Below are 20,424 nucleotides of genomic sequence, written 5' to 3' on the forward strand. Positions count from 1 at the left end.
TTGACCCGGTAAGCCTAAGACACCCACTGACGTCCCGGTCTTTTTATCCCACTTCAAAGTCACCGACTTCCCCAACTGTGCCCCTGAAAAGTTAAGAATTTGATAACACACCTTGCACCGTAAAGGGGATTGAACTGCCGATGAGTGCAAAGTTAACAATGTATGACAACTGTTAAAATCATATTGTATGACTATTGATGTGTCAACTTGTTGATTTATGCAATTGCTAATTAATGTCACATTTATCATCCGTAATTTATTTAATGGATAAATAACTTATCATTATGTATTTGCTGGTTATTATTTGTTTTGTGATGTATAGAGATCATCTTATTAGACTAAAGTCGTAAACCCGCTGTAATCGCCAAGGTCAGGTTAATCCAGACATCAAATACAGGAAATTCCTGTCACAACATATTTACTTCTATTTTAAGAATGCTACTTTTAACTTTAGTGTTACAGTAGTATTGTATTACATAATGTAGTGATGAAATTGATTAACAACTAACCTTAATATTCAAACACAACAATAAAAGGATCGACGCTCATGGTGCTTCAACGCTCATTCGTGTCTGTAGGATTGATTTTAGCGCTTGCTTCCTGTGGTGGGGACGACAGTAGCAACAGTGCTAACGACACAAATACCTTTACACTTCCGCCTCCAATAACCTTTGCCAACCCAACCCTTTCTGGTGATGTGAATTACACCGATGTGGTTGTCCATGATCCTTCGATCATCAAAGATACCGATGGCACCTACTATGTGTTTGGTTCTCACCTTGCTGTTGCAAGTTCAAAGGATCTTATCAGTTGGACTCAAATTGCGCTTGATGGGGTAGAGACCAGTAGTTTGTTTAATACGTATGCAACTGAAATCGCAGAAGGTACAGCATGGACGGGAGGCTTTATTGGGTCGTGGGCGCCTGATATTAAAAAGTTAGCCAATGGTAAATACCATTTTTACTATAACTTTTGTGCAGGGCCTGTTGAATCGGATTGTGTTTCCCGCTCCTACCTCGGGGTGGCGACGTCTGACAAGATTATGGGGCCTTATGTTAATCAAGGTTTATTCCTAAAGTCTGGGCATGAGGGTACCGAAAATCCTGGCGTTAACGGCAAAGACTACAGTGGATATACCGATCCTAATGCTATCGATCCTGCCATTTTCTACGATAAAGATGGCGGACTTTGGATGACCTATGGTTCGTATTCGGGTGGTATTTGGGTATTGCAGCTCGATCCGACAACAGGTAAACCCCTTGATGGCCAAGGGTATGGCACTAAGATCATGGGCGGTGATTATAGTCCGATTGAAGGCTCTTACGTTATCTATAGCCCTAAATCTGAATATTATTATATGTTTACCTCATTTGGTGGCTATGAGCAAAATGATGGTTATAACATTCGTATTGCGCGCGCTAAAACACCAAATGGCCCTTATGTCGATGCTTCTGGCAAGGATATGATTGATGTGACGGGCAACGCAGAGATGATAGCGCCCTATGGTGCGAAATTAATGGGCAGTTTTCTATTTGATGCCCATCCAGGAGATGTAGGAACTGATATCGGCTATATGTCACCAGGGCATAATTCTGCTTTTTATGATGCAAATACGGGAAAATATTTCTTAGTATTCCACACTCGCTTCCCTGATACAGGTGAAGGACATAGTGTTCGAGTGCATGAAATGTTTATGAATAGTGATGGCTGGTTAGTTGCATCTCCACAACGTTATGCCGCTATAAATGGGGAAAACATTGTCGATGAATTGGATATTCAAGGCGCTTATAAATTTATTAACCATGCAAAAGACATTAATACTAAACCACATAAATCTGTTCATATTCAGTTAAAAAGAACTTGGACCAATAAAGGTGCTATTACTGGCGATGTCACAGGAACTTATGTACAAACAGATGATAGCCACATCACGTTAACCCTTGATGACTTAGGCACATTTGAAGGGGTATTAGCATGGCAATGGGATCCAAACCAAGCGAAGTTAATGCCCACATTTAGTGCGATGTCCAGTGACGGTGTCAGTATTTGGGGCACAAAATTAGCAGATAAAACCACAGATCAAATATTAACGGATACCGTTAATGGGATTAGTGTTGTTTCGGAAGCGACAACAGATTCAATTCTTTTACCCACTGAAGGTACGCATGGTGCAACCATTAATTGGGTTTCAAGTGATGAGGGCGTGATCCGTACCGATGGAACCATTATTAGGCCCAATGCAGGGGAAGGCGATAAGGTCATCACCTTAACAGCGACTGTGATGGTAAACGGTAAAAAAGTGACTAAAACTTTCCAAGTGACTGTCTACGCGAGAAAAGCCTATAACCGTATTGCACATTATCGCTTTGAAAATAATCTTAATGATACTTTGGGGCTATTTGCTGCAGGTCAACCTACGGGTGATCGGATATTTAAATCTGCAGAATCAGTTGGTTATAGTATTGGTCTTGAGGGGCAAGCGCTTTCCCTCGATGGTGCACACGGTGTACTGCTCCCGAGCGGTATTATCTCAAGCTATGAGTACACTGTATCGTTTTGGGCAAATCCTAGCGTAATAGCGCAATTTACTACCGCATTTTTTGGTGCTGTAAATGAACAAGCAGCTGAAGATGGCAGTAAGTTTTCCAACACTTGGATCAGTATGTTACCCCAAGGTTGGGACGGCAATACCATGTTCTGGAGTAATGGTACCGCTTGGTTTGATGGGGTAACGGGTGAACGTATTGCTGAAAATACGTGGTCTCACTTAGCTTTTTCGGTGAAAAATGGTTTAGTGAATGTCTATATCAATGGCATTGAGAAATTTAGCCAAGGTAATCTCGCTGATTTCTTTACAGGTAATGAAGGGGTATTTGCCCTAGGGGTTAACTATTGGGATATTCCCTATAACGGTTTACTTGATGAACTTAAGGTATATGAAGCGGCATTAACGGCTGAAGAAGTCAAAGCACTAGACATCGATAAGTTGCCAGATAGCGAACTACTGGCTTCTGCGGTTGATATTCTTGACCTAGGTGATTTAACTGCAGTGCGTAAAGACTTAATTTTACCTGTGACTGGCCCTTATGCTGCAGCGATAACTTGGGCATCATCGGATCCAACCACGATTGATCATAAAGGTGGAGTTAATCAGCCGAGTCGAGATGAAACCGATAAAGTGGTCACTCTCACGGCAACACTTAAACTTGGTCAAGCGACACAAACTAAAGTCTTTACTGCTACCGTAAAATCAAAAGCACCACCAACACCTATCGCAGTTTATAGTTTTGAAGATAATCTTATCGACAGCACTGCAAACTTTGGCGCAGGTAATGTAGTGGGTAAGTTGATTGGTACGACCGGAGGGACGATTAGTTATGCCGCAGGTGCTGTGGGTAAGGCCGCGGTGTTTGATGGGGCTTCAGGTATTGAATTACCGAATAACCTGATTAAAGACAATACTTATTCCGTATCACTCTGGCTCAATCCCAAAGTACTCAATAAATACACCACAGCACTGTTTGCTTATGCGAGTACCTCGAGTTGGACCAGTATATTACCTGGTGGTCAAAACGATTATGAGCGTTTGGTACTCTGGTCGGGTGAAGCTTGGTATGATGGCAGAACAGGTTATGTGATGCCTAAAGATCAGTGGTCGCATATGGTTTACACTGTCAATGCAGGTGATGTTAAGGTATACGTTAATGGTAACCTGATGTTTACTGGTGCTAATTTCCCTAATGTGTTCTCGGCACCAACCACGAAATTTGCTGTTGGCGTTAACTTCTGGGATGTTCCATTTAGCGGATCTATCGATGAGATTAAATTCTACGATGAAGTAGTTACCGAGCAAGACGTAAAAGAATTATTTGATGAATCTAAGTAATCCTTATTGTTAACAAATTGACGTCAAGTTGAAAGCACTCGAAAGAGTGCTTTTTTGTTTACAGTCACAATATAACGTCTCAATTTCATTATGTGCTGCAACATTGATTAATATCAGCATATGTTGAAAGATAACGGCACTTCAAACGACCTAAGTTGGTTATGGCTCAGATAAGTGTTGGTAAATTATTAATGACTATCCCTGTGGCAAATACCCTTGGGGAAGGTGTGATATGGGATGATAAAACTCAATCCATTTGGTGGACCGATATCGAATCTGCTTTGATTTACAACTATCAAATTGAGTCTCAAACACTTCGCAAAATACCTACACCGTATCGTGTCGGTTCGTTCAGCTTAGCGGATAACCAAGAACAACTTATCGTGGCGTTTGATCGGGGCATTGCATTATTTCATCTTCACACATCAGAGGTTCAATGGCTTGCAACACCAGAGCTGAATATTATTGGCAACCGATTTAACGATGGACGAGTCGATAGGCAAGGGCGATTTTGGGCGGGTACTATGATAGAGGCTCCCCATTCAGTAGGTCAGAAGGCTGCACTTTATTGCATTGATAACCAAAGGCAATGTGTAAAAGTGTTAGATGAACTTTGTATTTCAAATGGACTTTGTTGGAGCCCAGATGGTTTGACTATGTATCATGCCGATTCACCAAAACATGAAATATATCAGTACGATTTTGATCCTATCGCTGGCACAGTGAGTAACAAGCGATCGTTTATTAACACCAATCAGCATTTTTTCCCTGACGGTTCTGAAGTTGATGCAGCAGGATTTATTTGGAATGCACAATGGGGTGGCGGCCAAGTGGTTCGCTATCACCCTGAGGGATATATAGACTTAATCCTGCCACTGCCCGTTACTAATCCAACCAGTATTGCTTTTGGTGGGCCAAAGCTTGATTGGCTGATTATTACCAGCGCAAAACATTCACTCAGTGATGAGCAATTGATCAAAGAGCCCCATGCAGGTGATGTTTTTATTTATCAATTACAGGGTATCAGTGGCGTAAAATCACAACCTTTGTATCGCGTTGCTAAATGGTAGGTTGCTGCATTCCTTTTACAGAGAGGAATGCAGCTTTGGATATAGATTTAAATAACCTTTGCAATCGACTGCGCTAAATAGTCGACATTATCTTCGCTTATCCCAGCAATACTGATGCGGCTTGAACCTACCATATAGATGCTGAATTCTTTTTGTAGGCGCGCCACTTGCTCTGGATTAACCCCAAGGAAAGAGAACATACCTTTTTGGCGAGCGATAAAACTAAAGTCACGGTTTACGCCGTTGGCTTTAAGTTTATCCACTAAAATGGCACGGTTGCCATTGATGCGATCGCGCATCACTTTCAGCTCATCAAGCCATTCTTGGGTTAATTCTTTTGATCCTAAAATCGTCTCAACAATCGCCGCGCCGTGAGCTGGTGGCATAGAGTAGAGGCAGCGAACCACATAAAGCATTACCGATTGCGCGATATTAGCGGTATTGGCATCTTTAGCAATCACAGAACAGGAACCGATACGCTCACGGTATAAACCGAAGTTTTTCGAGCATGAGCTACACAGGATCATATTATCGACCGCTGCCGCCATTTGGCGTACGCCGTAGGCATCAATATCAACACCATCACCAAAGCCTTGGTAGGCCATGTCAATCAGTGGCGTAAAGCCTTGATCTTTTGTCAGGGCAACCACTTTATCCCATTGCTCTGTGGTGAAATCCATTCCGCTAGGGTTATGGCAACAGGCGTGGAATAACACCACATCATCAGGACTCACTTGCGATAATGCAGCGAGCATCTCATCAAATTTCAATGATTTGCTATCGTAGTCATAATACGGATACGTTTTAACGGTAATGCCAGCGGCTTCGAACAAACCGATATGGTTTGCCCAAGTCGGGTCACTCACCCATAACACCGCATTCGGGTTGCAGCGTTTGATAAAGTCACCTGCAACGCGTAGCGCGCCTGTACCACCGGGTGTAGAAACGGTGCGGATGCGATTAGCGATAATGGCACTGTGGCCTGCACCAAAGGCTAATTCCGTCACCAAGGTGTTGAATTGTGGTGAGCCTGTTGGGCCGATATACACTTTAGTGGTTTCGGTATCGAGACGGAATTTTTCCGCTTTTTTCACGCAGCTTAGAATAGGGGTAACGCCGGTAGGATCTTTATAAACGCCCACCCCTAAATCCACTTTTTGTGGGTGAGAGTCTTCGCGGTACTGAGTTAACAAGCCAAGGATGGGGTCCGCTGGCATTGCGATGAGTGAGTTAAACATAGCTCCATCTACCTTTCTGGTTATAGTGCAAACGTGATTGTTCGTATCAGATATGCGTTATTTATCGTTTGGAGAGTAGAATAGCGCGGAAAGGTAAAGTAATTAAAGTGAAAACTGTGATTACACGCCAGTTATCTTGGCAAAAAAGCCTGCCAAAAATACGTTAAATCATAAATTAACCGCTTAAATTTTGCGTTTTTGTTATTTTTACACTGATCTCAGCAAATAATCTGACCAAAATGTCATTTTTCTCGAAAAAACGGTTGAATCCTTAGCGACAATCGGTAATTTTATAACGACGAAGCACCAACAAGGCCCCAATCTCCTTTTATTTGTAATCTTAACTTGACGCGCTGTAGCGTGAAGTTGCCATTTTGCGTATTCAGTCCGCGTGATCGTGATGATGACGCCCTATAGAGAAAGAAGATTTATTCATGAAGCAATTACGTCTTGAACCTGTTGTGCAAGTCCGCGGTGAAATCAATATTCCGGGCTCAAAAAGTATTTCAAATCGAGCCTTATTATTGGCCACCTTAGCCCAAGGTACGACCACGCTCACCAATCTGCTCGACTCAGATGATATCCGCCACATGTTGGCCTCCCTCAAGCAGTTAGGGGTGAACTACCGTTTATCGCAAAACAATACTGTGTGTGAACTCGATGGTTTAGGTGGTGTGATTTCCTCTGCATCCGCACAGGAATTGTTTTTAGGCAATGCGGGTACCGCAATGCGCCCCTTATGCGCCGCCTTAACCTTAGGCCAAGGTGAATTTACCCTCACGGGCGAACCACGTATGGAAGAGCGTCCGATTGGCGATTTAGTCGATGCCTTAAGGAAACTCGGTGCCAATGTCGTTTACCTTAAAAATGACGGTTTCCCGCCACTGACGATTAATGCCACTGGCCTTAATGGCGGCGATGTCGAAATCGCAGGCGATTTATCGAGCCAGTTTTTAACGGCCTTATTGATGGTGGCACCGCTTGCTAAGGGCAGCGTCAATATCCATGTCAAAGGCGAGTTAGTCTCTAAGCCTTATATCGATATCACTATTGCCTTGATGGCGCAGTTTGGCGTTAACGTCATTAACCATGATTATGCCCGTTTTGAGATTGTTGCAGGCCAGCGTTATATATCACCGTGTAAAGTACTGGTAGAAGGTGATGCGTCATCGGCATCGTATTTTCTCGCGGCAGGGGCGATTAAAGGCGGCGAAGTCAAAGTCACTGGTGTGGGCCGTTTGAGTATCCAAGGCGATGTGAAATTTGCCGATGTGCTCGAAAAAATGGGCGCAGATATCGAGTGGGGCGATGACTATATTATCGCCCGCGGCTCACCTTTAACGGCCGTCGACTTAGACATGAACCATATTCCCGATGCGGCCATGACCATTGCAACTGCTGCGTTATTTGCCAAAGGCACAACGGTTATTCGCAATATCTACAACTGGCGCATTAAAGAAACCGACCGGTTAGCGGCCATGGCGACCGAATTACGCAAAGTGGGCGCCGAAGTTGAAGAGGGCAATGATTACATTAAAATCACTCCACCGGCGGTGATTAACACCGCTGAAATCGATACCTACAACGATCATCGCATGGCCATGTGCTTTTCTATGTTGGCATTTGCCGATTGCGGTATCACCATCAATGATCCTGACTGTACTTCCAAAACATTCCCTGACTACTTTAAGCAGTTTGCGAGCTTGCAAGGTTAAGTTTTTGGGTTTCGCCATGGTTACAATAATCGATGTCAAGAATAGCAAGCCGTGTTTGCGCGGCTTCTAATCTTCACAAAAAATCAACGGATTTTGTTTGTCTTTTATTGTACAATGCGGCGCGCTCATTTTCGGGGCTCACATGATGAACTCACGGATGATGATTATTTTTTGCGGAGGAATGTATGTCTGAACGGGCTCCTGTAGTCACAATCGACGGCCCAAGTGGTGCTGGTAAAGGTACAATTAGTCAGTTATTGGCTCAGCATCTAGGCTGGCAACTGCTTGATAGTGGTGCTATTTATCGAGTTCTTGCGCTTGCTGCCATTCATCACGACGTTGAACTGGAAAATGAAGAATCGATCACGCTGTTAGCTGCACATCTTGATGTGAAATTTTTAACAGGCAATGATAAAGATCCCGTTCAAGTGATATTAGAAGGTGAAGATGTCACCACGGATATTCGTACTCAAGAGTGCTCAAATGCGGCATCTAAAGTCGCGGCATTTCCTAGAGTAAGGGAAGCTTTATTACGTCGCCAACGCGCCTTTAGAACTGCCCCAGGATTAATTGCCGATGGTCGTGATATGGGAACGGTTGTTTTCCCTACTGCACCGGCAAAATTATATTTAACAGCCTCAGCCGAGGAGCGTGCTCAAAGACGCTATAATCAGTTGCAGGACAAGGGCTTCGATGTTAATATCGAGCGCCTTTTAAGTGAAATTATCGAACGTGATGAACGTGATATGAATCGTCCGGTGGCTCCTTTAGTCCCCGCCGAGGATGCGTTTGTTATCGATACTAGCGGAAAAGGTATAGATGAGGTACTTGAGCTTGCGCTCAAGCACATCAACGAAAAGTTATCCAGCGCTAACTGAGTTAGCTCACTGGATAGGTATTCGTATTAAGGATGATACGGATAATTAGACTGACTCCACGTCTAGGACTGACAGTGGTTTATTAAATAAAGTAACCTAAAACATGACTGAATCTTTTGCTGATCTATTTGAACAATCCCTTCAAACTCTGGAATTCCGTCCAGGTTCTATCGTTCGTGGTACTGTTGTTGCTATCGAAAACGGTATGGTCCTTGTTGACGCAGGTCTGAAGTCTGAAAGCCCAATCCCAGCTGAGCAATTCAAAAACGCCCAAGGCGTTTTAGAAATTCAAGTTGGTGATGAAGTTGACGTAGCTCTTGACTCTGTTGAAGACGGCTTCGGTGAGACTCAATTGTCTCGCGAAAAAGCGAAACGTCATGAAGCTTGGATCGTTCTGGAAAAAGCTTACGAAGATGCTGAAACTGTAATCGGTATCATCAATGGTAAAGTGAAAGGCGGTTTCACTGTTGAATTAAACGGTATCCGTGCCTTCTTACCAGGTTCTCTAGTTGACGTGCGCCCAGTTCGCGACACCGCTCACTTAGAGTACAAAGAATTAGAATTCAAAGTTATCAAACTAGACCAGAAGCGTAACAACGTTGTTGTTTCTCGTCGTGCAGTTATCGAATCAGAAAGCAGCGCTGAGCGTGATGCACTGTTAGAAAACCTGCAAGAAGGTCAAGCAGTTAAAGGTATCGTTAAGAACCTGACTGACTACGGTGCATTCGTAGATTTAGGTGGCGTTGACGGTCTATTACATATCACTGATATGGCGTGGAAACGTGTTAAACATCCATCTGAAATCGTCAATGTTGGCGATGAAATCAACGTTAAAGTACTGAAGTACGATCGTGAGCGCACTCGTGTGTCTCTAGGTCTGAAACAACTTGGCGAAGATCCATGGTTAGAAATCAGCAAACGCTACCCAGAAAACACACGTTTAACTGGTCGCGTAACTAACCTAACTGACTACGGTTGCTTCGTCGAAATCGAAGAAGGCGTTGAAGGTCTGGTTCACGTTTCTGAAATGGATTGGACTAACAAGAACATTCACCCATCTAAAGTGGTTAACTTAGGTGATGAAGTTGAAGTTCTGGTTCTGGACATCGATGAAGAGCGTCGTCGTATCTCTCTTGGTCTGAAACAATGTAAGACCAACCCATGGGATGACTTCGCAACTCGTTACAACAAAGGCGACAAGGTTTCTGGTAAGATCAAGTCAATCACTGACTTCGGTATCTTTATCGGTCTTGACGGCGGTATCGATGGCCTAGTTCACTTGTCTGACATTTCTTGGAACGGTACTGGCGAAGACGCAGTTTCTGAATACAAGAAAGGCGACGAAATCCACGCAGTGGTTCTGTCTGTTGATCCAGAGCGTGAGCGCATCAGCTTAGGTGTTAAACAAACTGAAGACGATCCATTCAACGCTTACTTAGCTGATAAGAAGAAAGGTACTATCGTACACGGTACTGTTTCTGCTGTTGATGCTAAAGGTGTCACTGTTGAACTGGCTGACACTGTTGAAGGTTACATCCGTGTAGCTGACATCAGCCGTGAGCGCATCGAAGATGCATCTACTGTCTACAATGTAGGTGATGCAATCGAAGCTAAGTTCATGGGTGTTGACCGTAAGAACCGCTCTATCAGCCTGTCAATCAAAGCGAAAGACGAAGCTGAAGAGAAAGAAGTAATGGCGACCTTGAATAAACAAGAAGACGCTGTTATTAGTAATGCTATGGCTGAAGCGTTTAAAGCAGCTCGCAAATAATCGCCTGTTGTTAGAGGGTGGTTCGCCACCCTTTATAGGTGACTGTGTTTGGCTTGATAATAGGGGATAGCTAGGATGACAAAATCCGAACTGATCGAAAAACTCGCCACCAGGCAGTCGCAGCTGTCGGCGAAGGAAGTTGAAAGTGCAATCAAAGAAATGTTGGAGCAAATGGCGACAACATTAGAAAGCGGAGATCGTATCGAGATCCGTGGCTTTGGTAGTTTCTCGCTTCATTATCGTGCGCCGCGTACTGGCCGCAATCCAAAAACTGGTTCATCAGTTGAATTGGAAGGCAAATACGTCCCGCACTTTAAGCCAGGCAAAGAACTGCGCGAGCGTGTTGACGCCGTTAATGTGTGATTGACCGCATAGTAAAAGGCCTCCTTATGGAGGCTTTTTTGTATCTAATGTAAGGCAATGCTGGTCAGCTCAGTGAATTTCTTGGATAATCATAAAATTGAAACGCGTTTAGGGAGTACAGCGTGAAATCATTTCTAGTGACTGTCCTAGTGGCATTATTATTTATTTTGGCGCTGATCTTCGGCGCGCGTAATGAACAAGTGGTGACAATAAGCTACTTTGTGGCTCAAGGTGAGTATCGTTTACCTGTGGTATTGGCAATCGTTTTCTTTGCTGGCTTTATGCTGAGTTGGTTATTTGCTTGCTATTATATTGTCAGACTTAAACTTGCTTTAGCTATGACCCAAAAGAAACTAAATGCCCAACTTGCCAAAACCCCTCAGGATGTAGACGCCTAATATGCTTGAGATCCTCTTTCTGTTGCTTCCCATTGCTGCCGGTTACGGTTGGTATATGGGTCGGCGGAGCATAAGGCAGAATCAAAGTAATCAGCGCAAGCAATTAAGTCGTGATTATTTCACGGGCCTTAATTTCTTATTGTCCAATGAGTCGGATAAAGCGGTTGATTTATTTATCAGTATGTTAGATGTAGACGATGAGACTATCGACACTCATTTGTCCTTAGGTTCACTTTTCCGTAAACGTGGGGAAGTTGATCGCTCCATTCGTATTCACCAAAATTTGATTGCTAGGCCTACACTCACCAATGAGCAGCGCGACATTGCTATGATGGAGCTGGGTAAAGATTATCTGGCGGCAGGATTTTATGATAGGGCTGAAGAAATCTTTATTAATCTTGTAAGCCAAGATGATCACAGTGAAGAATCTGAAACACAATTAATTGATATTTATCAAGTGATTAAAGAGTGGCAAAAAGCTATTGATATCACAAAACGTTTAAGCCGCAAGCGCCAGCAAGTGCTTAAACCTATCATTGCTCACTTCTATTGTCAGTTGGCCGATGAAACCAATGATGACGACAAAAAAATTAAGCTATTACAACAGGCACTTAAACAGGATCCTAAGTGTGGCCGGGCCTTACTCACACTTGCAAAAAAATTCCTCGATATTCAAGATTACCCACAATGTAAAGCCATGCTAGCGGCGCTCAAAAAAGCGGATATTGAACTCTTTGCTGATGCATTGCCGACAGCGAAGCAAGTTTACCGTGATACCCAAGATAAAGAGGGCTATCAGGAATTACTTGCAGGGGCTATGGCAGAAGGCGCTGGAGCCTCTGTGGTTGTCGCTCTCGCACAGCATTTGATCAGCCTTGATGAAATTAAAGCGGCTGAAAATATAGTGCTTGATTCGCTATATCGCCATCCCACCATGAAAGGCTTTCAACACCTAATGCAGATGCACCTACGTCAAGCTGAAGACGGACAAGCTAAGCAAAGTTTAGCTATGTTAGAGCAACTTGTTGAACAACAAATAAAATTTCGCCCTAGTTACCGTTGTAAGGAGTGTGGTTTTCCATCACATGCGCTTTACTGGCATTGCCCATCTTGTAAAAATTGGGGCAGTATAAAACGGATCAGAGGGCTTGACGGCGAATAATCTAGTAGAGAAATACACAGTTTGTGTAACCCCGTTGGAGAGATGATGACCACTAAACCTATCCTCGTAGCACTTGATTACGATAATAAAAGCCACGCGTTGCAACTCATAGATCAACTCGATCCCAACATGTGCCGCCTTAAAATTGGCAAAGAAATGTTTACCCTATTTGGGCCTCAGCTCGTTAAGGATATCCATGATCGTGGCTTCGATTTATTCCTAGATTTAAAATTCCACGACATTCCAAATACAGTCGCTAAAGCCGTGGCCGCTGCCGCTGATCTAGGGGTATGGATGACGAACGTGCATGCCAGTGGTGGTTTAGCCATGATGGAAGCGGCAAAAAAAGCGTTGTTGCCATACGGTGACAAAGCGCCAATGCTGATTGCTGTGACGGTATTAACCTCCATGAGTGATGATGATCTTAAATTAATCGGCATCAATGTGCCTGCCTTTGAACATGTTCAGCGTTTAGCTAAATTGACGAAACAGGCTGGTCTTGATGGTGTTGTTTGTTCAGCGCAAGAAGCAAAGGCACTTAAAACGTTATTAGGTCAAGACTTTAAACTCATTACACCAGGCATTCGTCCTGTGGGTAGCGAGGTTGGCGACCAACATCGGGTGATGACACCGGCTGCGGCGATAGCCGCCGGGTCAGATTATTTGGTGGTTGGCCGCCCCATTACTAAAGCCGTCGATCCATTAGCGGCCTTGCAAGCGATTTATCAATCATTGGCATAGAATAATAAATCACACCTGAGTGTTTATTCTCACTGTTCACGGAGAACGCCCATGTTTAATGCTACGATGTTTAACTATCAAGGTAAGAATGTTGTCGTTGTCGGAGGAACCAGTGGAATAAATCTCGCGATTGCCATTGCGTTCGCACAAGCTGGTGCCAATGTGGCCGTCGCGAGCCGCAGCCAAGATAAAATCGATGCCGCAGTATTGCAGCTACAGCAAGTCAATCCAGAGGGGATTCATTTAGGAGTGAGTTTTGATGTGCGCGATCTTAGCGCCCTTGAAATTGGTTTTGATAAAATCGCTTCTGAATTTGGTTTTATCGATGTGCTTGTCAGCGGCGCGGCGGGTAATTTTCCTGCAACAGCGGCTAAGCTTTCAGCTAATGGCTTTAAGTCGGTGATGGACATCGATTTGCTGGGCAGTTTTCAAGTGCTAAAACAGGCTTATCCTTTGCTACGTCGTCCTAATGGCAATATTATTCAAATCTCTGCGCCACAGGCTTTTATTGCAATGCCAATGCAAGTACATGTTTGTGCAGCAAAAGCTGGCGTGGATATGTTAACGCGAACCTTAGCTATTGAGTGGGGTTGTGAAGATTTACGAATAAACTCTATCGTACCAGGTCCGATTGCTGAGACCGAAGGTTTTAATCGTCTTGCACCGAGTGCTGCATTGCAGCAAAGCGTTGCTCAATCTGTACCCTTAAAGCGTAATGGCACGGGACAGGATATTGCTAATGCGGCCTTATTTTTAGGCTCTGAATTAGCCTCCTATATCACAGGCGTTGTTCTGCCAGTTGATGGTGGTTGGTCACTCGGTGGAGCGAGTATTGCGATGACAGAGTTGAGTGAACGGGCTGCAAAAATGTAGTTTGGTGTTAGATTCTAGATATTCAAAATCGAGAACGTTGATTTTATATAGATTAAGTAGGTAATGATCCATGGCTAACGCATTACAAGAGCAGCTACTGAAAGCAGGGCTGGCCAGTAAACAAAAAGTTCGAGACGTTAAGACCCAAAAACGTCGTGATAAAAAAGCACGAGTAGATGACGGTTCAGCGGCATTAAAGCAAGAAGTAGCTGAGCAAAAACGGCTGCAGGCGGAAAAAGATCGAGCGCTAAATGAACAGCGTTTTGCAGAAGCATCTGAGCGTGGACAGGTGCGTGGTTTAATCACTGAGTTCACTAAGTCTGCGATTAAAATCCCTGCTTATGCAGAAGTAAAATTTAACTATACTCTCGATAATAAAATCTATTCTTTATATATAGATGAAAAGATCCAAGCGGAGTTACTCAAAGGGCAATTGGGTATTATTAGATATGAAGAAAAGAGTTATCTTGTGCCACATAAGTTAGCTGAACGGGTTAACTTGCTCGTGCCTCAATGGTGTGGCTATTTGTGGAAGCATGATGAATCTAAAGAGGTTGTTGTTGAAGATGATCCTTATGCTGATTATGCTATTCCAGATGATTTAATGTGGTAAATCATCATCTAATCGTGAGCTAACGCGAAGACACTCTGGGTGGTAACCCGATAGAATAATGACCCTTAAGGAAACTTAAGGGTTTTTTATACGTTAAATTTATGCCTATACAGAATAGTGTGGCAACTTTTAGTCGTGGTATCACGATTGTTTTCTGTAGTGAACTGGTATAAATTAAAACAACTGTTTTAATCCTACGTTTAAGAGTCTACCAATGAATCCTTACCAAGCCCCGTTGACGGATATGCGTTTCCTACTGGAACAGGTATTTGATGCCCCAAACACTTGGGCACAATTGCCTGAGATTGCTGAAATGGTCGATATTGACACTGCTAATGCCATCCTTGAAGAAGCCGCTAAGATCAGCAGTCAGTTAATCCATCCGCTTAATCGGACGGGCGATGAGCAGGGCGTGTTGCATCAAGGCAATCAAGTGATTACCCCTGATGGCTATAAAACCGTTTATGAGCAGTATTCCCAGGGCGGTTGGATTGGTTTGTGTGGCGATCCTGAATTTGGTGGCATGGGCATGCCGAAAATGTTGGGGATCTTAGTTGACGAAATGGCTTACAGTGCCTGTAATGCGTTTACGCTTTATGGCTCGTTAACTGCGGGGGCGGCTTTATGTATCAATGCTCACGGCAGCGAAGAATTGAAACAGGCTTATTTGCCTAAGTTATATTCCGGCGAATGGGCGGGTGCTATGGATATGACTGAGCCGCAGGCGGGTTCTGATCTGCGTAATATTCGCACACGGGCAGTACCACTGGATGATGGCAGTTATGCTATTACTGGCAGCAAGATTTTTATCACGGGTGGCGACCATGATTTAACCGAAAACGTTATCCACTTAGTGCTAGCAAAGCTGCCTGAAAGTAAAGGTATTTCACTTTTTCTTGTGCCTAAAATTTCAGTGAATACTGACGGTAGTTTAGGCAGTACAAATGGGGTGAGTGTCGGTTCAATTGAGCACAAAATGGGGCTAAAAGGTTCAGCAACCTGTGTGATGAACTATGATAATGCCCAAGGTTTCTTGATTGGCGAGCCTAATCGCGGCTTAGTATGCATGTTCACTATGATGAACTACGAGCGTTTAGCTATCGGTATTCAAGGCTTAGGCAGTGCCCAAGCAGCTTATCAAATGGCGGCCGATTATGCGAAAGAACGTCATCAAGGCATCGCCGCTGGCGGCTCACCCACTGGAAGTGAATCTGATCCTATCATTGTTCACGGTGATGTGCGTCGTATGTTGTTGACCATTCGAGCTATGACAGAAGCGGGTCGCGCTTTGTCTGTGTTTACGGGTCAACAATTGGATTTAGCCAAATATGGCCAAGATGAAGTGAAGGCCAAAGCGGCGCGCTATGTGGGTCTATTAACCCCAGTGGCCAAAGCATTTTTAACCGATCGCGGTTTAGATGCAACGATCATGGCGCAGCAAGTCTTTGGTGGTCATGGTTATATTCGTGAGACAGGTATTGAACAATTAGTACGAGATACTCGTATTGCACAGATTTATGAAGGCACCAACGGTATTCAAGCGATTGACTTTCTTGGTCGTAAAGTGACTGGAGACAACTTAGCCGCGTTAAATGAGTTTGTCGCCGATCTCAAAGCACAAATGCGCGCATTTTCCCATGTAGATGCTGTGAAAGTGGCTGCCGTGTGTGCTCGTTTAGATGCGCTTGCCATTGTTGCCGAAACCATTAATGGACAAAAAGTGGCCCAGCCAGCCCTGATCAACGCGAGTGCTGTCGACTTTTTAGATGCCTTTGGTTATACACTCTATGGTTTTTATTGGTTAGCAATGGTCGATAAAGTTGCTAACCATGAAGATACTGCTTTTGCACAGCAGAAAACCTATCTGGCTAAATTCTATTTTGATAAGTTATTGCCGAAAGCAGATTATCATTTAGCACAGGTTCGTGCAGGTGATACCAGCACAATGGTAATGCCTGCGGATTTCTTTTAGCGCTAATTATACTTACGCTTATTAATTAAAAAGCACTGAATATTCAGTGCTTTTTAAAGAATAATTACTCAGGGGTAATCTTGGAATGAGCTTGAATCGTATCAGTCTCCGTTAGAGATGCTTTGACTTCTAGCTTTGTCATCAATTGAGTTAAAAAGTCTGCGCTAAAAGGGGGCTTATTTTGCTTTTTAAGCGCTGGGCTGATGCCATTTTCGAGTACAACAAACAATATATCCTTATGCTGTGGTAATCGCATAAATCCTGCTAGGTTTGCGATACCTTGCATCGAGCCTGTTTTGGCAAAAATCAGGTTTTTCAATGGTGGTTTAGTGAAACCTGTTCGGTATTTTAGTGTACCACTGACCCCAGATTGGGGCAGACTGTTCATTAATTCTCTAAAGCGATCATCTTCATAAATTAACTTCAATACTGATGCTAACTGATTAACACTCAATAGGTTATATCGTGAAAGTCCAGAACCATCGACAATACTTGCATTCGTTAAATCAATCCCTAAATCGGTGAGAATACGGCGCATTGCAGCCGCACCATGGGTGAAACTTCCCTGTGTACGGTAATAGCTCTTTCCTATTTGCTTGAACAAGCTATCAGCAATTAAGTTATCCGATTTAAGTAACATTGTTTTGAGTAGTTCAGGTAATGGCTGTGAGCTATGGCTCGCAATCAGTTTGGCTTTTTTAGGGATGCTATTGCCTATGCGTACTTTACCCGAAAGTGGTGTTTCGGCTTTGAGTATGGCTGTTAGGGTGTCTTGCGCAAACTGAGCTGGATCAGTTACTGCAATTGCGAGAGGTATGGCTTCAGATCCTGGATAACATCCTCGTAAGTGGTAGTTGTTTTGCCCTAAACGGACGAGATCAAGCTGACAGAAATCGCGATTGGCTTGTCGATCGAATACGGCGTCACTATTGACCTTTACCCCATAACTGGTGGCGCGTAACACAACCTTTGAGGGCTCTTTTTCATTGCTTGGGATGAACTGACCGAAAACACAATTTTGGTTGATGATGTAGCTCGACACAGGGGCTGCATAGCAGATGCCTAAATCATCCCAAACCCAACCCGGTGCTTGCAATTGTTCTTGTTTATCCCCAATAAGATACAAATGACCATCAATGCCATTAATGCCTTGTTTCACTAAACTGGCAAAGAGGGCTTTTAAATCCAATTGTGTCAGGGTTGGATCACCACTAAAACGTAAATAAACACTCCCTGCAATGTGGCCATTACGGAGTGGTGCATCGGTCCATAATTCAGTGACATAACGAAACTCAGTCCCAAGTTCTGCCATGGCGGTGACTGCTGTGAGAATTTTTTGTGTGCTGGCAGGAACCAACAGGGTATCCGCCTGTTGACTATAGAGAATCTGATTGTTCGCTAAATCCAATGCTAATAATGCGGTTTGTGAATGTCGTGGGTTAATATCGGCGATACTTTGGCTGAGTGTTGTAGTTCTAAGCTCAATGCTGGGGATATTTGCTTGTGTAGCCTTAGTGCTTATTGAGAAAAAACTCAATATTAACCCTATGTAACACGTTGTTTTAGATAACATATCCATGTTAATACTCAATCATGTTGCTCGGTTAGCGTTCATTACTGCCATCATCTTTCTCCATTAGACGATAAAGCCTTAAGGTGACAAAAAGCACTAATCCAATAAATAATGGCAGGATTAATAATCCAAGTTGAGTCTTAAAATGGAAAATTCCCCAAGCGAAGAGTAATGTCAGCGCAAGGGTTAGCAAAATTTTTTTGTTCATAGTCTTTATTTACTTAGTGCAAAGAGGTTTTAGTTTACGCTAAAACCATGCTTTCGGGGACACGAAAATCCAGTTGGCGATTTTTTTGTGATTTGGACGCCGTTTCTCATTCTAATATCGTTTTAGACAATATGGGTTCTAAATGAGGTTTATCATCAGCATCAGCGCGTTTCAGGTCAAATTACCAGCAAAACAATTGGTTTTAAGCGTGCTTTTGGGAGAAAAGCCTTGCCGAGACGCAGTGAAGTCGGTAATTTCTACCCCTTATGATTTTAGGTTCTCAGGTAAAAAACTAAACCATGCCTCATATTAGTATGCGCGGCTTACCACAGGCAGTCGTTGCAGAGTTTAGCCAAGCATTACTGCAGTCTTTGGCGGCTATATGTAAAGGTAATGCAGAGAGTTTCACATTAGATTGGATCCCAAGTATCAGTTATCGAAACGGTAAGATTGATCAACGCTTTGTCCAAGTGGAGTTACTTTGGTTTCCTAAAGATCCTGATATTCATCTTAAAGTAGAACAAATGATCAGGCTGACAGTGACCGAAGCCTATCCAGAATTAACACATATTGCTGTGATGTTTTTGTCACTGAACCCTAGTGCTTCCTATCAGGGTGGTCAGCATGTTTAAAGGAGGATACCTTGCTAGATAAGCTTGGTGGTATAGCCGTTCAACCCGAGGCTTTAACGTGGTTGCTTACGCCATGCCGATTTAAGGCAGAATTACTCAATCGTATTGAAGGCGCGAAACACAGTATTTATATTGCTGCGTTGTATTTAGAAGATGACGAAGCGGGCCGTGAGATTTTACAAGCTTTGATGTCCGCAAAGGCCAATAATCCAGCATTAGATATCAAGATCCTCGTTGACTTTCACCGTGCCAGACGCGGCTTGATTGGCCATAAAGGTGATAGCGGTAACTATTTGATGTACCGTAAAGTTATGGCTGCGGCCGAATATCCTATCGATATTTTAGGTGTACCCGTCAAATCCCGTGAGTTTATGGGGGTACTTCATCTTAAGGGCTTTATTATTGATGATGCAGTCATTTATAGTGGGGCAAGTCTAAATAATATCTATCTGCAACAGAATGATAAGTATCGCTTTGATCGTTACCATGTGATTGAGTCTGTAGAATTAGCACGTAGTATGCGGTCGATGATCCAGCGTTATATTATTGCCGATCCTGCGGTATCGTCACTCGCTCAAGATGCGGCTCAAGAAGTCCTACCACATAAAAATGATATCCGTAGTTTTAAACTGCGATTGTCCGAAGCCGAATATCAATTTAACAGTACCAATACGGGTAATCGGATTACGCCCTTATTGGGGTTAGGTCGTAAAAAAAATCTCCTCAATAAAGTGGTAGTGGCTTTGGTTGAGGAGTCGAAGGATGCTTTGTTTATTTGCACGCCTTACTTCAACCCGCCATACATATTAGTGCGAGCCTTGGCGAAGCATTTAAGAAAAGGCAAACGTGTTGATATCGTAGTAGGTGATAAGACTGCTAATGACTTTTATATTCCACCAGAGCAGGATTTCTCGACCATAGGTGCCTTGCCCTATATGTATGAGCAATCTTTGCGTAAGTTTGCCAAACGTCAACAGTGGGCGATTGATAATGGGCAGTTGAATATCCATTTGTGGAAACACGGTATCAATAGTTACCATCTAAAAGGGATCAGTGCTGATGGTTGTAAGCACTTGATCACTGGTTCCAATCTTAATCCAAGAGCTTGGGCATTAGATCTTGAAAATGGTCTTTTGATCCATGATGAAACCGCTTGTTGGAAAAATCAGTTTGAAGCTGAACAGACCCATATTCTTGAGCATACAGAGCGGTTATATCATTATAGTCAAGTCGATACACTGCAAAGCTATCCAGCGCCAGTGAAGAAGATCATGAATCGTATTCGACGATTAAAAGCCGACTTTCTGTTAAGACGTATTCTGTAGCCTTAG

Annotated in this window: 17 protein-coding genes; 14 read left to right on the top strand and 3 right to left on the bottom strand. The window is 43.4% G+C overall.

The genetic code is table 11. The features are described from left to right. The first annotated feature begins 547 nt into the window (after positions 1–547). Complete coding sequence (locus SPUTW3181_RS10200; RefSeq protein WP_011789291.1) at positions 548–3,886, top strand: LamG-like jellyroll fold domain-containing protein; 3,339 nt, start codon at positions 548–550, stop codon at positions 3,884–3,886. 161 nt (positions 3,887–4,047) lie between these two features. Next, positions 4,048–4,956 carry an SMP-30/gluconolactonase/LRE family protein gene (locus SPUTW3181_RS10205; RefSeq protein WP_011789292.1) on the top strand — a complete coding sequence of 303 codons (909 nt, stop codon included), beginning with the start codon at positions 4,048–4,050 and terminating at the stop codon, positions 4,954–4,956. A gap of 47 nt (positions 4,957–5,003) precedes the next feature. Here the strand turns inward: SPUTW3181_RS10205 and SPUTW3181_RS10210 are convergent, their stop codons facing one another. Next, positions 5,004–6,194: an amino acid aminotransferase gene (locus tag SPUTW3181_RS10210; protein WP_011789293.1), complete on the bottom strand. Its 1,191-nt coding sequence runs from the start codon at positions 6,192–6,194 to the stop codon at positions 5,004–5,006. A 434-nt stretch (positions 6,195–6,628) separates the two neighbouring features. Between SPUTW3181_RS10210 and aroA the strand changes: the two genes are divergently transcribed. From aroA to SPUTW3181_RS10260, 10 genes are all read left to right on the top strand, one after another. After that, the gene (aroA, locus tag SPUTW3181_RS10215) at positions 6,629–7,909 is read left to right on the top strand and encodes a 3-phosphoshikimate 1-carboxyvinyltransferase (protein WP_011789294.1); all 1,281 of its coding nucleotides are present in this window, start codon (positions 6,629–6,631) and stop codon (positions 7,907–7,909) included. Between the two features lie 185 nt (positions 7,910–8,094). Then, positions 8,095–8,787 carry a (d)CMP kinase gene (gene cmk, locus SPUTW3181_RS10220; RefSeq protein ID WP_011789295.1) on the top strand — a complete coding sequence of 231 codons (693 nt, stop codon included), beginning with the start codon at positions 8,095–8,097 and terminating at the stop codon, positions 8,785–8,787. Between the two features lie 103 nt (positions 8,788–8,890). Further along, the gene (gene rpsA, locus SPUTW3181_RS10225) at positions 8,891–10,558 is read left to right on the top strand and encodes a 30S ribosomal protein S1 (RefSeq protein WP_011789296.1); all 1,668 of its coding nucleotides are present in this window, start codon (positions 8,891–8,893) and stop codon (positions 10,556–10,558) included. A 75-nt stretch (positions 10,559–10,633) separates the two neighbouring features. Beyond that, positions 10,634–10,921, top strand: a complete 288-nt coding sequence (gene ihfB / locus SPUTW3181_RS10230; protein ID WP_007647758.1) for an integration host factor subunit beta — start codon at positions 10,634–10,636, stop codon at positions 10,919–10,921. Positions 10,922–11,043: 122 nt separating this feature from the next. After that, complete coding sequence (locus SPUTW3181_RS10235; protein WP_011789297.1) at positions 11,044–11,319, top strand: LapA family protein; 276 nt, start codon at positions 11,044–11,046, stop codon at positions 11,317–11,319. Position 11,320: 1 nt separating this feature from the next. Further along, positions 11,321–12,481, top strand: coding sequence for a lipopolysaccharide assembly protein LapB (gene lapB, locus SPUTW3181_RS10240; RefSeq protein ID WP_011789298.1), 1,161 nt, complete (start codon positions 11,321–11,323; stop codon positions 12,479–12,481). Positions 12,482–12,526: 45 nt separating this feature from the next. After that, positions 12,527–13,222, top strand: coding sequence for an orotidine-5'-phosphate decarboxylase (gene pyrF, locus SPUTW3181_RS10245; protein ID WP_011789299.1), 696 nt, complete (start codon positions 12,527–12,529; stop codon positions 13,220–13,222). Positions 13,223–13,273: 51 nt separating this feature from the next. Further along, positions 13,274–14,095 carry an SDR family oxidoreductase gene (locus tag SPUTW3181_RS10250; protein ID WP_011789300.1) on the top strand — a complete coding sequence of 274 codons (822 nt, stop codon included), beginning with the start codon at positions 13,274–13,276 and terminating at the stop codon, positions 14,093–14,095. 70 nt (positions 14,096–14,165) lie between these two features. Further along, entirely contained in the window at positions 14,166–14,708 is a 543-nt protein-coding gene (locus SPUTW3181_RS10255) for a DUF2058 domain-containing protein (protein WP_011789301.1), read from the top strand. A 214-nt stretch (positions 14,709–14,922) separates the two neighbouring features. After that, positions 14,923–16,680, top strand: coding sequence for an acyl-CoA dehydrogenase family protein (locus SPUTW3181_RS10260; protein ID WP_011789302.1), 1,758 nt, complete (start codon positions 14,923–14,925; stop codon positions 16,678–16,680). A gap of 64 nt (positions 16,681–16,744) precedes the next feature. On the opposite strand, the gene dacB is transcribed toward SPUTW3181_RS10260, so the two are convergent. Together dacB and SPUTW3181_RS10270 are read right to left on the bottom strand one after the other, a co-directional pair. Next, positions 16,745–18,259, bottom strand: coding sequence for a D-alanyl-D-alanine carboxypeptidase/D-alanyl-D-alanine-endopeptidase (gene dacB / locus SPUTW3181_RS10265; protein WP_011789303.1), 1,515 nt, complete (start codon positions 18,257–18,259; stop codon positions 16,745–16,747). 25 nt (positions 18,260–18,284) lie between these two features. Further along, a complete protein-coding gene (locus SPUTW3181_RS10270) occupies positions 18,285–18,461 on the bottom strand; it encodes a hypothetical protein (RefSeq protein WP_011789304.1) in 177 nt (58 codons plus the stop codon). 299 nt (positions 18,462–18,760) lie between these two features. Between SPUTW3181_RS10270 and SPUTW3181_RS10275 the strand changes: the two genes are divergently transcribed. Then, on the top strand, positions 18,761–19,093 hold the full coding sequence (locus SPUTW3181_RS10275; RefSeq protein ID WP_011789305.1) for a DUF1904 domain-containing protein: 333 nt from the start codon (positions 18,761–18,763) through the stop codon (positions 19,091–19,093). 11 nt (positions 19,094–19,104) lie between these two features. Continuing rightward, a complete protein-coding gene (gene pssA / locus SPUTW3181_RS10280) occupies positions 19,105–20,418 on the top strand; it encodes a CDP-diacylglycerol--serine O-phosphatidyltransferase (protein ID WP_011789306.1) in 1,314 nt (437 codons plus the stop codon). The last annotated feature ends 6 nt before the right edge of the window (positions 20,419–20,424 follow it).

This window comes from Shewanella sp. W3-18-1, assembly GCF_000015185.1.
Classification (GTDB): domain Bacteria; phylum Pseudomonadota; class Gammaproteobacteria; order Enterobacterales; family Shewanellaceae; genus Shewanella; species Shewanella putrefaciens.